The sequence below is a fragment of the Pontibacillus salipaludis genome, assembly GCF_014642405.1.
GTDB lineage: Bacteria > Bacillota > Bacilli > Bacillales > BH030062 > Pontibacillus > Pontibacillus salipaludis.
Genome location: NZ_BMIN01000022.1, coordinates 1 through 13,602, shown reverse-complemented (window position 1 = coordinate 13,602; position 13,602 = coordinate 1). Strand labels below are relative to the sequence as shown.

Below are 13,602 nucleotides of genomic sequence, written 5' to 3'. Positions count from 1 at the left end.
TACACCTTAGAGAGATATGAGGTGCCTGGCGCTTGCCGATGTGTCATTAATGTAAGCACCAATTTTCTCACTATCTTCATTTAGGCTCTCAATTGTAGCGCTCATTTCTTCCATGCTCGCCGAAGCTTGTTCAATTATAGCAGCTAGTTCGCTTGTAGCTGCTTCTACTTGGCGAGATCGATCTTCGACATCCCCGCTTATCGTGTTGCATTCGTCTGTGCGCTCCTCCACATTGCGTAATGATGACTGAATACGTTCAAACGAAGAAATGACCTCGTTCATGGTCTCTACACTTTCATCAAGCTTTTCACTACCTGTGTTCATCTGACTTAACGCTTGAGCATTGCTATCATTTAACTCACCGAGATTGGTGGTAATCTTCTTAGCTGACTGCCCCGTCACCTCTGCTAACTTACGAATTTCTTCAGCTACTACTGAAAATCCTTTCCCTGCTTCTCCGGCTCTTGCTGCTTCAATCGAAGCGTTAAGGGCAAGCAGGTTCGTCTGTTCTGTAATCTGCTGAATATCTTCAGTAAATTGATTCGTTTCTTTTATTTTCCCTGTTAAAATAGTAAATGTATCATTGAGCATGCGAATCACTTTTCTTAGCTCATTCATTTCCGTTTCAAGATGGGAAATTCGTTGTTGGCCTCCATTAATCTCTTCAGTCGCTTGATTCGTTTCTGATTGAAGAACGGTTAGTGACTCTTTCATTTGAGTAATCGTTGTCATGGTACTCTGAGCATGTTCTGATATATCTGCAATTTGCTCGCTTTGACTTTGGCCACCAGCTGACACCTCTTGAACGGCTGTTTTCATTTCCCCTTGTGCCTGAACGTTTATCTGAACCTGATCGTTAATACGGGTAATGTTCTCCGCAATGAGTGTAGCCTCTTTCTCAAGTTTTTCCTTCTGCTTAGCTTGAACCTCTCGTTCCTGTTCAGTGGTATCAAGAATGGTCTCAAGTTTCTTAAATGTCCGTTCTGCCAAATAGACCATCACACCTAATATGACTCCCATTAACACATAGATTAACGTTATAGTAGGGAAGATCGTACTCATCAAATCAGCTTGTTCTGGGTTAGGCCATGAATGACTAGCAATTAGGGTAGCTAGCCCAAAAATATAACCGAACGCAAACGTTTTACGATCCAATTGAACGGCCGAAAAGACAGCAAGAAACAGTAAAATTAAGTCACCTGAAAGGGAACCACCTTCTACATAGATTAATAAAGCGTAACCAATGATCGGCATACTCACCGCGGCGTATGAAAAGAGCCTTGGTTTATGTAAGATACGCTGAAGAACAAAGAGCAAAATCCAAAACAACGCCAACTCCGTTCCATAAATCGACGAGCGAAAAAGAGCTCCGTCTTGTAAAGATAGGGATAGCGCTGATAACATAGCTACACTGTATGTGGCGGTCATCAACACATTTTTCTTTTTCACATCATGTAAACGCATTTCCGTAACATTCATAAATATTGTACCTCCAGAAGATGTCTTTTTCTTTTTATCGACAGCTTAGAGCATACAATCAAGAGAATATGGCAAATTTTGTAGAACACGAATAATAATAAAGTCAGAAAGGAAACACTCTTCTATGATCTCTAATATAGTGACCCTTATCCTGTTAGCTATTATTACATTTACTTTTGTATCATTAATGGTCCGCTCTATCACCAACGGGATTACTCCAACCCCTACCCAACTAAGTGTTAAGCAAGAAGTAGTAAGACAAGTAAAACCATACCACCCTTCTACAGTCGCTGATTTTGGAGCTGGGTGGGGAACAATGGCCTTCGCTTTTGCAAAAGAATTCCAAAGTGCAAAAGTGTACGCCTATGAAACATCCTTCATCCCATTCATTTATATGAAAGGGATGGTTCGTTTAAGAGGGTTCTCAAATGTAGTTGTCATTAAAGAAGATTTCTTTACCGCTCCCCCTGATCAATTTGACCTCATTTATTGTTACCTATACACCAAAGCCATGAGAGAACTTTCAATAACACTGTCTGACTATAGAGGAGTTGTCATTTCTAACACCTTTTCCTTACCTGGAATACCTCCCTCTTCTTCCGTTCATGTCAGTTCATGGAACACCACGACGCCCATTTATATATACCTTAAAAATCATTAAGGCAAAGAAAAAGGCGATACAAAACGTTATGAATAACGCTTTGTATCGCCTTTTACTCAATTATTATGTAACCTGCCACCTCAAACGGATGGTTAAGTTCCCGCAGTCGTATCGATTACGAGGTGGCATTGAAATTAAAGTATCATATGTTCCGAAGAAATACAAGTCAGGCTACCTTAGCCAATTCCACAAGAAACAGAGCCATTCTTCTGAAGATACTTCTGATGGTACTCTTCAGCATCATAGAAGTCTGTAACTTCATTAACTTCCGTAACAATCTCACTCTTGAAGATGCCTTTGTTATTCCATTCCGTGATCTTATCAGCTGCAATCGCTTGCTGGTCTTCTGTCGCAAAGATAACGGAACGATATTGAGAACCAACGTCTTCACCTTGACGATTACGTTGAGTAGGATTGTGGCATTCAAAGAAATGGTCTACAAGTTCACTATAGGAAATCTGGCTTGGATCAAATTCAACTTTCGTTGCTTCCGCATGACCAGTTCCCCCAGCTTTCACTTGTTGGTAAGAAGGGTTTGCAACAGTGCCTCCCATGAATCCGACGCGTGTCGCTTCCACACCTTCAATTCGTTCAAAATAAGCCTCTACTCCCCAAAAACATCCTGCTGCAAATACTGCTGTTGCCATTCTAATCTCTCCCTTTCCTAAAACGACACTTCTTTCTTCGAGAGTACGATCACGGCCTCTTACATATAGAAGAGCCCTCTCTTTTTATCCAAGAAAGGGCTCGTAAGTGTATATCCGTACGATCCTCTCATCTTCCAAGAACATATTGTTCCTGCAGGAATTGGCACCGTTCTTGCCGATTGTATACATCGACTTGATGGTTGCCGGGCATCAAAGGGCCAGTCCCTCCGCCTCTCTGGATAAGAAGTTTATCGCTATTTAAAATTTTATGGTATCCCAAATCATACATGATCTCATTAGCGAAGTAAAGTGGTAAGCACCTATTTTTTCGCTCGTTAAAATTTTCTGATAATATATGGTATGATAGGCGTACTTGCTACGCAAGCTTTTATCAACTTTTGTATCCTCATTATATAAAACGTTCATCGCTTTTATGCATGTCCATTAGATTTTTTATGAATAATGAGGTCTTCATTATAGGGTGGACTCCCTTACATAATGTCCCATTAAATAATTAAAGGAGTTTTTCAAAATGGTTAAAGCAATTTCAACAAACAACGCACCAGAAGCAATCGGCCCTTATTCTCAGGCAATTGACCTTGGACAAATCGTATTCGTATCAGGGCAGATCCCACTAAACCCTAGCACGATGGAAATTGTTTCAGACGATGTGAGCGAACAAACGACACAAGTGATGAAGAACGTTGGAGCGATCCTAGAAGAAGCAGGCCTTAACTATGCGCATATTGCTAAAGCGAATATTTATCTTGCTTCTATGGAAGACTTCCAAACGGTCAATGAAATCTATGCCAGCTTCCTTCAAGAACCATACCCAGCACGAGCTGCTATTGAAGTAAGCCGTCTGCCGAAAGATGTTAAAATCGAAGTAGAAGTAGTCGCCCATCGCTCAGACGCTTAATGCATCCGCAATTGTTTGAGGAACGTTTCCGTCGGCTTTAGTAGAGCATAAGATGGGCCTGGAAATCACTCGCTTTCAGCGGCCCCACACGATGTGGGGTCGTTCGACGTTGTCACAGGACGTGACGGTCTTAGTCGAACTTCCCTTTCTTTGTAGCTTCCTCGTTCGCTTCGCTCTCTGCGGGATCTCGTCTAGCTCTCTCTCCCGCAGGAGTCTCGCAATTTCCAGGCCCACCTTCACCAAAAAAGGAGAGACGGAAACTTGCCATATATGGGAGGAGAGGGGCTTAAGATCACCTGTAATAAGCGGTCCGTTCATCCAACTCACGTCAGGGCTTGCTGTGGGACGACGAGACTCCCGCGGGGTGAGGAGCCTAGGTAAGACCCCGGACTGAGCGTCAGCGAAGGAGGAGGCTTACCAGCTCCCCGCAGGAAAGCGAGTTGTCCCACAGCAAGCCCTATCCCCAATATGGTAGCGGACCACCCCTACCTTAATATTGCACAAAGAAGGGCCACCTTTTTAGGTGGCCCTTCTTTGTTAGCGTGCGTTTTCGTCCATGTGGACAAATGGTAGGTCTGTGTCGACTTCGCCATAGATGCGTGAGATGTCCAGGTCATTTCCTTGCAGCCAGTGCGCAAAGTCAAATTCAACTGGTTCCCTGTCGCCTCCAAGGGCCATCCAGGCTGTTAGGCTCTTTGGAAAATAGGCGGAGGTATGAATCGTTCCTGCCCAGTTCCGATACTGTTTCGAGAATACACCTCGGTCAGAATCGTTCATCAAACGAAAAGCTTCATATCCGCTTGTGAGTTGACCCTTTTCATGATTAATGACATCCATTCGACGCTCAGAGTCTTTTAAGTAATTCCGGTTCTCCTGTTTCATAATTTCGAAATGGTTCGTGCATACGTTCGACTCTCGCACCTCAACACCACGAGGGGATGTTTCCACAACATAGGTCTCGCCTTTTCCATCATAAACGATATAGCTGAAGGAATGACGGTGAGGGATTTCTTTTAGCATCGCAACTGCTTCTTCGACATTTGCACATGATTCAAGTATTAACCGGCCAATCATACAACAAATAAATCCATTTCCTGGCTTCTTGCGATGCATAAAGTTATACCCTAATGCTAATCCTTTTTCATTAATACCGTCCATTCTGCCCGTTACGCGCTGGGAAGGGCCTGCTATTGCGTACCCTCCATCAGTTGGCTGATAGAAAACATAACGACCTTCGTATGTTTTAGGCTGGTAGTCGTAATTCCGAATCATATAGCCATCGCCTGTTAAGATGGAACAGCCCGATTTCACATATTCTACGCGGTATCCGCCAAACTCCATCATCACCCGTTCCATCGTCCAATCAAGAGCATCTCTAAGTCCTAATAATTCATCCCAAATACCAGGGGCAAACCGCTTAATAGCATTCTTTACTTCCTCTTCCTCAACCGTGAAGCGAGGTTTTCGGATCTTCCACTGCTTCTCTCTGTTTCGCACGGTTAATGAGTTCTTTAACAGTTCCCCTTGTTTATAGCCAAAGTCATAATGCGTTCCTCGATATTGCAGCACTTCACTATAGATCTCCTTCAATGCAAAGCTCCCTTTCTAGATGGGCCTCTCCCACGTTAATCTTCATCCTTAATGTCTGGATCTTCCGGGAGGGGTTCATTTAAGTAGTCTTGTATATATTGGCGATATTTCTCCACTTGTTCAAAGTGACTTGTAAACTGATTTTGGTTAATCAGATAATGTTCACCATCAAATATAGAACGAATTCGCCCCATTCTTACAAGCTTTTCAATATATTCTGCAGGTAACTCTAAGTACTCCGCTGTTTCCTGAATTGATAAATACATGTGTTCACCTTCTACACTTCAGTGTTGTACGTTCAAATTACCAAATCTAGCATGAAAACACAATTGTTCGGTAAAGGTTCAACAATTTCTTGTAGAATAGACACTAGTTTTGTCGAATCAGCCATAAAGCGCTTACTCTTTTCAAGAGTTATGATACGTTTAAATTAACACTGCACTCCATCCACATTTAATCTGGCAATCATCATGCTTCTCCACAGACGTTTCATCATTTATTGATTAAAAGGAGCGATTTATATGGAACTTGATCAATTAGAAAGAGAATCATCTACACAAGAAACAGATTTAAAGGAAAAAACAAAGCCTTATTTAACTGCCTTGATCGGTTGGAGCTTACCTGCTATTGAAGCAGCGACTCGACTGAACCGACCATTTGTTGTAGTTGGACCTCCAGATTTTGAATCTTATGCGGAAAAACATGATATAGCCTTTGTTGGGTGGGACTTTCATAAGCTAAATGAGGGATCTGACTTACTGTATAAGAAGTTAAAAGCGCTAGGTGCTGAACTGGCCGTGCCTCTTTACGAAGAATGTGTAGAATGGGCCGGGGCATTGAATGCCCGTTTTAGAGAAGAACCAAGAATCTTTAACAGATCCTTATTGCTACGTGACAAAGGAATGATGAAGCGTAAAGCTCAAATTGCTGGTATTAAAGTTGGGGTATTTGAAGAAGCACGCTCAATTGAAGATGTGAAATGGTTCTTAAAGCGAGTAAATGAAGCCCTACTTAAGATTGACGGGGATGTATACGACCCAATTCACGTTAAACCTCTTGATAAAGCTGGGTCTGTCGGACACTTGGCGATCAATACAGTAGAAGATGTTGAAAAGCTTCAGGACCAGGACTTCCCCTTACTTATGGAGAGTCATTTAGACGGTCAAGAATTTTCATGTGAAGCTTTTGTTCATAAAGGCAAAGTCCGTTTCTTAAACATTACCGAATATATCCGCTTAGGCTATTCTAATTTCGTCCCCGCCTCTCCTTCTTTAGAAGAGAAGCGCCCTCTCATCGAAAAAGCTGTTCAGCAGCTCGTCGATGCGTTCGAAATCGAGTATGGCGTCATTCATCCGGAATATTTTATAACGCCTGATGGTACACTTCACTTCGGAGAAGTCGCTGCACGGGTTCCAGGTGGACATATCTTTGACCTGATTGAAAAAGCGTATGGATTTAGTGCGTATGAAGCTCAAATTCTATGCAGTGATCCTAACACAACGAATGAAGAGCTAGAACTCTTCTTCCCTAACCCGTCTGATTTTGAGGGTTATGCAGGATGCTTGATGGTTCATCCACACACTGACTATGTAAAAGAGTTAAACATTCCAGAAGAACTTGAGGAACATCCGTTTTTTGAAAAGCACGATCTGTTTACGCCTCCTCAAGGAAAAGTAGCGGAGCGAATCGGATTTGGCAACCATTATGGAACGATTTTCTTCCACGGAGATGACAGCGAAGAAATGCGTCGATTACTACAGTTGTACGAAGAATATAATTTCTACCGTTAAGTTTCTAAAAGTAAAGGGAGAGTAGATATGGCTCAACGTACTGAAGATTTAGTCGAACGTTTCACGCATGCTTTACAAGCGTTAGAAAAAGCTGCACCTTTTGCAAAATCAAGATACCAAACGGACGTGTATCAAGAAGCCAACCGCCTTCTTCGAACGGAAGATGGGCTTGAGCAATTATTTCACTTTGCCCACCAGTTTGAAGACATCGGCGTCTTCCAAGATGGACCTTGGGAAAATGCTGAAAACTTACAGCCCCCACTTGTTTCAGGCTCCTTAAAGGCAAAAGGAGTACCGATGATTATTGAGATCTTAAGCGAATTACGAATGCTAGCGATCGCTAAAGGCGCCTATACTCATCCAAAGGTTTCAGCCGATATGGCAGAGGAGTTTTTGAACGAAGTATTAGCTTTAAATTTAAATCTCCTTTTCCCAGATGCTAGTGAGAGTGCGCGGATTGAAAAACACGAAAACGACGACTTAACAAGCGAAGTGTTTCAATTTATCGCAAGCTACTTATCTACCAATGCTTTAACCAAAACCCTCGTCTCTGAGATTACGAGAATTACGGCCCAACGCCCTATTATGATCAAGCGCGTTGTCTCAATGATTCGAATGGGGAAAGAAATGCTAAAGTCAGACCTGGAATATGATGAGCGAGAATCGCTTCTTACTTATATAGAAGCCATTGAAGGCCCATCCCCTCTCAGCAAACAGTACAGAGACTTAAGCATATACAGAAGTCGCCTGCGAGAGTTATCCCAACAAGAGTTACGTTCAGAGTGCGTTGCCATGGCCGCATCAATGCGGAAAACCGGCCTAACCTGTCCGCACCATGCGACGCTTTTAAGGGTACTCTCCAAAAAGGTTCCTACTCTTATACCGTATGCGCTTCAACTAAATGGAAAAGGAAAGGCAAACCTTGAAGAACATCAGGACATGGTGACCCAATTAATTAAGGTTGCGATCTTCCCAGCGACCTGCCAGTCCATTTATGGATTAGCTCTGATGCTCGAACGAGGCGTTTTATCCTCTTCTCCGGTTATGCCTGGTTTAAGAAGATTAATAGAGTTGGATATTCTCCCTGATGTCCGAACAGCTCTGTTGAAAACGGTTCGAAACGGAGAAGGAATGACAGCGAACAGCATTCTGGTTGCTGGTGTTATTAGCGTTCTTGGCCAGCCACTAGGAGTGGGCCAGGGATTCAATCCAACATGCCAAGCGGCTCGAGGCATTAGCCTATGGGCACAGCATGCACCTGGTGTGCTACTTGAGTTAATCCCACGCGCAGCACGTGATGGAGATATTGATTTCACATTTGAAGGCCTCCCGATTCATTCGAAAGATTTAACAGGAGGGCTAGCACCTGAGTTGCATACAGAACTTGATCCAGTATCACTCGTTCTTGTCCCTCACCTTGACCGGATCTATAGTGAAATGATGACGAAAGTCGCTCTTCGTGGAGAAGACGGCCACCGCTGGGTAAATCCGGCTTTCTATGGGGATTGGGTGTCTAAAGGCTTTAGTACCGTGATCGATCCACTTACAGGGTTTATCAACGATTTCTCTGGCTTCGTACGCCTGTTTTATGCCACCCACCACCCTGATTATAACGATGACTATGAACTAATCTACCCAAACCCAGTTGGGATTTTCATTACCAACGTAAGAGGTAAATTGCTCGGATTCCATGCGGTCTCCATCATTAGAATCGCCAAAGACCCAAGTGATCAGTACAGGGTGTATTTCTACAACCCAAATAACGACAGCTCCCAGAACTGGGGACAAAATATTGAACCAAGCGTCATGGGCAACGGCGAACAAGAAGGCGAATGCTCCCTACCCTTTCACGAATTCACATCACGCCTATACGCCTTCCACTACAACCCATACGAACAAGGCGACGCCTACGCAGTAGAACCCCACCTCATCAACCAGGTCCAACAACTAGCAAAAGAGAGCTGGGGAGAAGACCATACGTGGGTTTAACGAAAAGCGCAGGCGGGGTGGTCAGGGCCGTACGGATAAGCAAGCTGCCGGAAGTGACGTTAGTCACTGCAGGTAGATTGCTTATCGCGCTAGGCCCTCCCCGCCGGAGCTAGATCCTAAGAAAAGCACAGGCAGGGTGGTCAAGGGCGTACGGATAAGCAAGCTACTGTAAGTCTGCGTAGCAGACTGGAGGTAGATTGCTTATCACGCTAGCCCTTCCCCGCCGGAGCTGGATCAGAAAAGCACAGGCGACTGGTCAGCAAAAGAGGAAGTTCGACTAAGAACGCCACAACGTCAAACGCCCCCACGTCGTGTGGGGCCAGAACGAAAAGCTGCCTTCTTTAAAGAAGGCAGCTTTTTTGCATCGTTTTAAATATAACTCTGGCGTTTCTCAAAATAGTGGCGAATTCCGTTCCCTAATAAGTAAACCCCAACAACAAAGATCGTAATCGCAACCGCTCCTGCAAAAGGAACCCAAACACTACCGAATACATCAGACGTAGCTCGTTGGAAGAGAACGGGCCAGGTATGAGAGGTATTAATAACTTTATAAGCCGGTGTGGTCACTGAAGCTATGGCTTCAATTTTATGACTAATAAATACCTGAATTAACCCGAGCTGACCGATAACAAACATTACACGACTAATATCGAGCGAAACGTTCTCCTAGCCAATACTCGCTAGATGGAGGGAAAGGCGGGATCTCTATCTCCCCATTCTCTGTAATCATCATTCCCTTTTTTTCAATATCTTCATCAATAAATGGAAGATAGGGGCCAACAAACGTTACAAACAAAAGTCCTATAAGGAATATGATCCCTGCTAGTAATTGTTTATTTAGCTTCAAGAGGATGAGCCTCCTCTACGTAAGAGCTGGTATGCTGCTAGTTTACTAGATAGTTGAACAATTAAGAGCAACCCTGTGAATACAATAATATATTCAATAACAAGGGAAGTATCAATAGACTGAGGACTCCCTACTGTAAAGCTCCCTCTAACGTGGAGTGCTTTATAGAACCGATAAGCAGCTCCCCGGTAGGATGTAATTAACTCAACAATAAATAAATTTGATAAGATATAGAGCATGATCGTATTCAAGTGGCTTGTAATGGCAAGCCAACAGTTACTAAGCATATGTGTCCAAATGATCTTGAAGCGATGTGTGCCTTTACTGAGGGCGGTACGTATGTAATCTTGGCTAGACTGTTGCTCTAAACTCGAATACGTTAATCTAGCTATATAAAAGGTTGGATAAATAGCCAAAAAGACAATCCCAACAATTTTATTTGAAACCTCCTCACTTCCATATAAACTAATACGCGGGAATCCGTAATGGGCAAGCGTAATAAGAGCTACCTGGATCATTAATAACAAGAAGAAATCAGGAACTGAAAGAAAGAACACAGTTGCTTTCTCTCCCAAAACAGAGAACTTACGACGCTTTACATAAAAGTCATAGATTCCTTTCGATACTCCTAAAATAGAACTCAAGACGAAACTAGGAACAATAAGCCACATGCTTTTCTTTAAATACCTCCATACTTCGTACTCTACTGAATGCGTATGGATCGTTTCTCCTAAACTTTTATGTTTCCATGCATACTGAATCAAAGTCGTCACATTATTACCGTAAGCCTTCCAAGAAAAATCCGTAATCCCTTCCTGGTATTGTTCCATCTGCTCTTCTCTAGAAAGCGATTGGTCAACCTCATGATTCCCCCTTGGGATAAGAACGACTAGGATCAACACTAAGGTCACTGAGAGCCAAATTCCAAACGTCTGAACTATAACCCGCCACATCAGTATACAAATCCCTTCTATTAGAATATTAGCTCAATCATATGATAGTTCAACAATATTTTCCAAATACCTTCAAAAAAATCCAATTCCTGTGTCCATTAAGCCAAATCATGAATAAAAGGTAGAAAATCAGAATAAATTGCCGTTATTGTAAATAAAACGAACGTATTTACAACACACCCTTAATTTTCAGACTTTTCTATAAACTATTAACCCTCACAGATATTTAAATTTTCTGACGATTATGAGATACTGTTAGACAGACTTATATAAATTGGAAGGGGATGTCAATTAGGTGAAACGTTTATTTGCACTTTTTATCACAATTCTATCAATTGCTGTACTCGCAGCATGTGGATCCTCATCGGACTCTAGTGGGGATTCAACAAGCGGAGATAGTGGCGACAGCGGTGACTCTGGAGAGAAAGAGACATACACAGTTGCCACAGATGCAAACTTTAAGCCTTTTGAATATAAAGATCCGGATACTGGAGAAATGAAAGGCTTTGATATTGATTTAATGAAAGCTATTGCTGATGAAGCTGGCTTTAACGTTGAATTTAAATCCATGCAGTTTGACGGACTTATTACTGGAATGCAGTCTGGGCGCTATCCACTTGCCATTGCTGGGATCTCTATTACAGAAGAACGTAAGGAAAGCATTGATTTCTCCGATCCTTATTACGATTCTGGTTTAATTTTAATGGTTCAAAGTGATAACGAAGAGATTAAATCGATTGATGATGTCGACGGAAAAGAAGTCGGCGTTAAGACAGGAACAACTAGTGAAGCATACTTAAAAGAGAATACAGAAGCGAAGATAAAAGCTTTCCCTCAAATTATTAACGCTTATATGGACGTTCGAAATGGTCGCGTTGATGCATCTCTATATGATAAGCCAAACGTCGAATTCTACATTCAAGAAAGCGGCGAGGGCGAATTGAAAACGGTTGGTGAAACACTACAAGGTGAGTCTTACGGAATTGCTATGGAGAAAGGTTCAGACCTTGTAGAACCTGTTAACGAAGCACTTGCTACTCTGAAGGAAAACGGAACTTACGACGAAATCTATGAAAAATATTTCGGGAAAAAACCAGAGTAATAGAAGTCACTTAGGTTCATAACACCTTAGAAGGCACAACAGAAGGCGCGACAAGTTATGAACTTGTTGCGCTTTTCTATTTCGTACTTAATTAAGGAGCGATTAATCAATGTTTGATGCTATTATGGATTCTCATTACATTCGAAGTTTTCAAGCGATCTTCCCTGAAGGACTCATACTCACCATAGGGATTACATTAGCTGGTTTATTTTTTGGCTTTATCATTGGAGCCATCGTAGGCCTAGGACGTTTATCAAAGAAAAAGATCATCAACTTACCCTCCCTTTGGTTTGTAGAGATAGTTCGTGGTACTCCAATGCTTGCTCAAATTCTTTTTATCTATTCAGGACTCACAGAAGATATTATCGGTTTTAACATCGGAGCACTTCCAACCGCTATAATTGCAATCGCTATAAATGCCGGCGCTTATATTGCTGAAATCGTCCGTGGTACGGTACACTCTATTGATAAAGGACAACGTGAAGCAGGACGTGCACTTGGGTTAAGTGAGCGGGAGACAATGCGCCTTATCGTATGGCCACAGGCTTTCAAACGAATGATTCCTCCTCTTGGAAACCAATTTGTAATCAGTTTGAAAGATACCTCTTTATTTTCCGTTATCGCCATTGGTGAGCTCTTATATCTCGGAAAACAGTATTACAACATAACGTATTCCCCATTCCAGACGCTAATTGTTGTCTGTTTCTTATACTTATGTATCACCATCCCTGCCTCATTTTTCTTAAGAAGATTAGAAAGGAAGCTGGACGTATAAATGATTACCGTAAAAGATCTACACAAATCGTTTGGTAAAACAGAAGTCTTAAAAGGAATTGACGCTAAAGTTGAGGAAAGTGAAGTAGTCTGTGTAATCGGTCCCTCAGGTTCAGGAAAGAGTACGTTCCTAAGGTGCCTCAACCTTTTAGAAGAGGTTACCTCTGGTGAGATTGAGATTGATGGAGATGTCTTAACAGACCCGAAAGTGGATATTAATGCTGTCCGTTCCCAAGTTGGAATGGTGTTTCAGCACTTCAACCTATTCCCACACAAAACTGTATTAGAGAACATCTCATTAGCTCCTATTAAAGTAAAAGGCTTGTCTAAAAGTGAAGCGGATAAAGAAGGGCAAGCTCTTCTTGATAAAGTAGGACTTGGTGACAAAGCAAACGTCTACCCTGAGAGTTTATCAGGCGGACAGAAACAGCGTGTGGCCATTGCCCGCTCTCTTGCCATGAATCCAAAAGTCATGCTCTTTGATGAGCCAACCTCTGCTCTTGATCCCGAGCTAGTCGGAGACGTTCTTCAAGTTATGAAAGACCTCGCCGTTGAAGGTATGACAATGGTTGTTGTTACCCACGAAATGGGCTTCGCCCGTGAAGTTGGTGACCGCGTCCTCTTTATGGACGAAGGGATTATTATGGAAGAAGGATCTCCTTCACAAATTTTTGATAATCCTCAAAACCCTAGAACTCAATCCTTCTTAAGTAAAATTTTATAAAATCGAGTAGGAGGAGGTGACTAACCTCCGTCCTCTCACACCACCGAGCGTACGGACCCGTACTCGGCGGTTTCCCTAAGTTTGACGTAGAAATTTATATCGATGAGATAAACTACGAAGCCCTAGA

General features: G+C 42.5%; 14 protein-coding genes and 1 riboswitch. Of the genes, 7 read left to right on the top strand and 7 right to left on the bottom strand.

Going from position 1 to position 13,602, the window contains the following annotated elements; genetic code table 11:
* Nucleotides 1-6 precede the first annotated feature (6 nt).
* The gene (locus tag IEW76_RS18190; protein ID WP_229721298.1) at nucleotides 7-1,479 is read right to left on the bottom strand and encodes a methyl-accepting chemotaxis protein; all 1,473 of its coding nucleotides are present in this window, start codon (nucleotides 1,477-1,479) and stop codon (nucleotides 7-9) included.
* A gap of 124 nt (nucleotides 1,480-1,603) precedes the next feature.
* On the opposite strand from IEW76_RS18190, the gene IEW76_RS18185 reads away from it, so the two are divergent.
* Entirely contained in the window at nucleotides 1,604-2,140 is a 537-nt protein-coding gene (locus IEW76_RS18185; protein WP_188655856.1) for a class I SAM-dependent methyltransferase, read from the top strand.
* Between the two features lie 176 nt (nucleotides 2,141-2,316).
* On the opposite strand, the gene msrA is transcribed toward IEW76_RS18185, so the two are convergent.
* Nucleotides 2,317-2,787, bottom strand: coding sequence for a peptide-methionine (S)-S-oxide reductase MsrA (gene msrA / locus IEW76_RS18180; protein ID WP_188655855.1), 471 nt, complete (start codon nucleotides 2,785-2,787; stop codon nucleotides 2,317-2,319).
* A 124-nt stretch (nucleotides 2,788-2,911) separates the two neighbouring features.
* Nucleotides 2,912-3,033: riboswitch (SAM riboswitch) on the bottom strand.
* A gap of 286 nt (nucleotides 3,034-3,319) precedes the next feature.
* Between msrA and IEW76_RS18175 the strand changes: the two genes are divergently transcribed.
* Nucleotides 3,320-3,706 carry a RidA family protein gene (locus tag IEW76_RS18175; protein ID WP_188655854.1) on the top strand — a complete coding sequence of 129 codons (387 nt, stop codon included), beginning with the start codon at nucleotides 3,320-3,322 and terminating at the stop codon, nucleotides 3,704-3,706.
* A gap of 537 nt (nucleotides 3,707-4,243) precedes the next feature.
* On the opposite strand, the gene IEW76_RS18170 is transcribed toward IEW76_RS18175, so the two are convergent.
* Together IEW76_RS18170 and IEW76_RS18165 are read right to left on the bottom strand one after the other, a co-directional pair.
* Entirely contained in the window at nucleotides 4,244-5,296 is a 1,053-nt protein-coding gene (locus IEW76_RS18170; protein ID WP_188655853.1) for a C45 family autoproteolytic acyltransferase/hydrolase, read from the bottom strand.
* A 35-nt stretch (nucleotides 5,297-5,331) separates the two neighbouring features.
* Nucleotides 5,332-5,562 carry an excisionase family DNA-binding protein gene (locus tag IEW76_RS18165; RefSeq protein WP_188655852.1) on the bottom strand — a complete coding sequence of 77 codons (231 nt, stop codon included), beginning with the start codon at nucleotides 5,560-5,562 and terminating at the stop codon, nucleotides 5,332-5,334.
* Nucleotides 5,563-5,817: 255 nt separating this feature from the next.
* Between IEW76_RS18165 and IEW76_RS18160 the strand changes: the two genes are divergently transcribed.
* Nucleotides 5,818-7,086, top strand: coding sequence for an ATP-grasp domain-containing protein (locus IEW76_RS18160; protein WP_188655851.1), 1,269 nt, complete (start codon nucleotides 5,818-5,820; stop codon nucleotides 7,084-7,086).
* 27 nt (nucleotides 7,087-7,113) lie between these two features.
* A complete protein-coding gene (locus tag IEW76_RS18155) occupies nucleotides 7,114-9,075 on the top strand; it encodes a hypothetical protein (RefSeq protein ID WP_188655850.1) in 1,962 nt (653 codons plus the stop codon).
* Nucleotides 9,076-9,444: 369 nt separating this feature from the next.
* On the opposite strand, the gene IEW76_RS18150 is transcribed toward IEW76_RS18155, so the two are convergent.
* Genes IEW76_RS18150 through IEW76_RS18140 form a run of 3 tightly spaced genes read right to left on the bottom strand, consistent with a single transcriptional unit; the run spans nucleotide 9,445 to nucleotide 10,875 of the window.
* The gene (locus IEW76_RS18150; RefSeq protein WP_188655849.1) at nucleotides 9,445-9,711 is read right to left on the bottom strand and encodes a hypothetical protein; all 267 of its coding nucleotides are present in this window, start codon (nucleotides 9,709-9,711) and stop codon (nucleotides 9,445-9,447) included.
* A 7-nt stretch (nucleotides 9,712-9,718) separates the two neighbouring features.
* Nucleotides 9,719-9,922, bottom strand: a complete 204-nt coding sequence (locus tag IEW76_RS18145) for a hypothetical protein (protein WP_188655848.1) — start codon at nucleotides 9,920-9,922, stop codon at nucleotides 9,719-9,721.
* Nucleotides 9,919-10,875, bottom strand: a complete 957-nt coding sequence (locus IEW76_RS18140) for an ABC transporter permease subunit (RefSeq protein WP_188655847.1) — start codon at nucleotides 10,873-10,875, stop codon at nucleotides 9,919-9,921. The genes IEW76_RS18145 and IEW76_RS18140 overlap by 4 nt, the downstream gene beginning before the upstream one ends.
* Before the next feature lie 295 nt (nucleotides 10,876-11,170).
* Between IEW76_RS18140 and IEW76_RS18135 the strand changes: the two genes are divergently transcribed.
* The 3 genes from IEW76_RS18135 (at nucleotide 11,171) to IEW76_RS18125 (ending at nucleotide 13,475) form a co-directional block, all read left to right on the top strand.
* Nucleotides 11,171-11,977, top strand: a complete 807-nt coding sequence (locus IEW76_RS18135) for a glutamine ABC transporter substrate-binding protein (protein ID WP_188655846.1) — start codon at nucleotides 11,171-11,173, stop codon at nucleotides 11,975-11,977.
* 109 nt (nucleotides 11,978-12,086) lie between these two features.
* Nucleotides 12,087-12,752, top strand: a complete 666-nt coding sequence (locus tag IEW76_RS18130) for an amino acid ABC transporter permease (RefSeq protein WP_036784105.1) — start codon at nucleotides 12,087-12,089, stop codon at nucleotides 12,750-12,752.
* Nucleotides 12,753-13,475, top strand: coding sequence for an amino acid ABC transporter ATP-binding protein (locus tag IEW76_RS18125; protein ID WP_188655845.1), 723 nt, complete (start codon nucleotides 12,753-12,755; stop codon nucleotides 13,473-13,475). It begins immediately after the preceding gene.
* Nucleotides 13,476-13,602 lie beyond the last annotated feature (127 nt).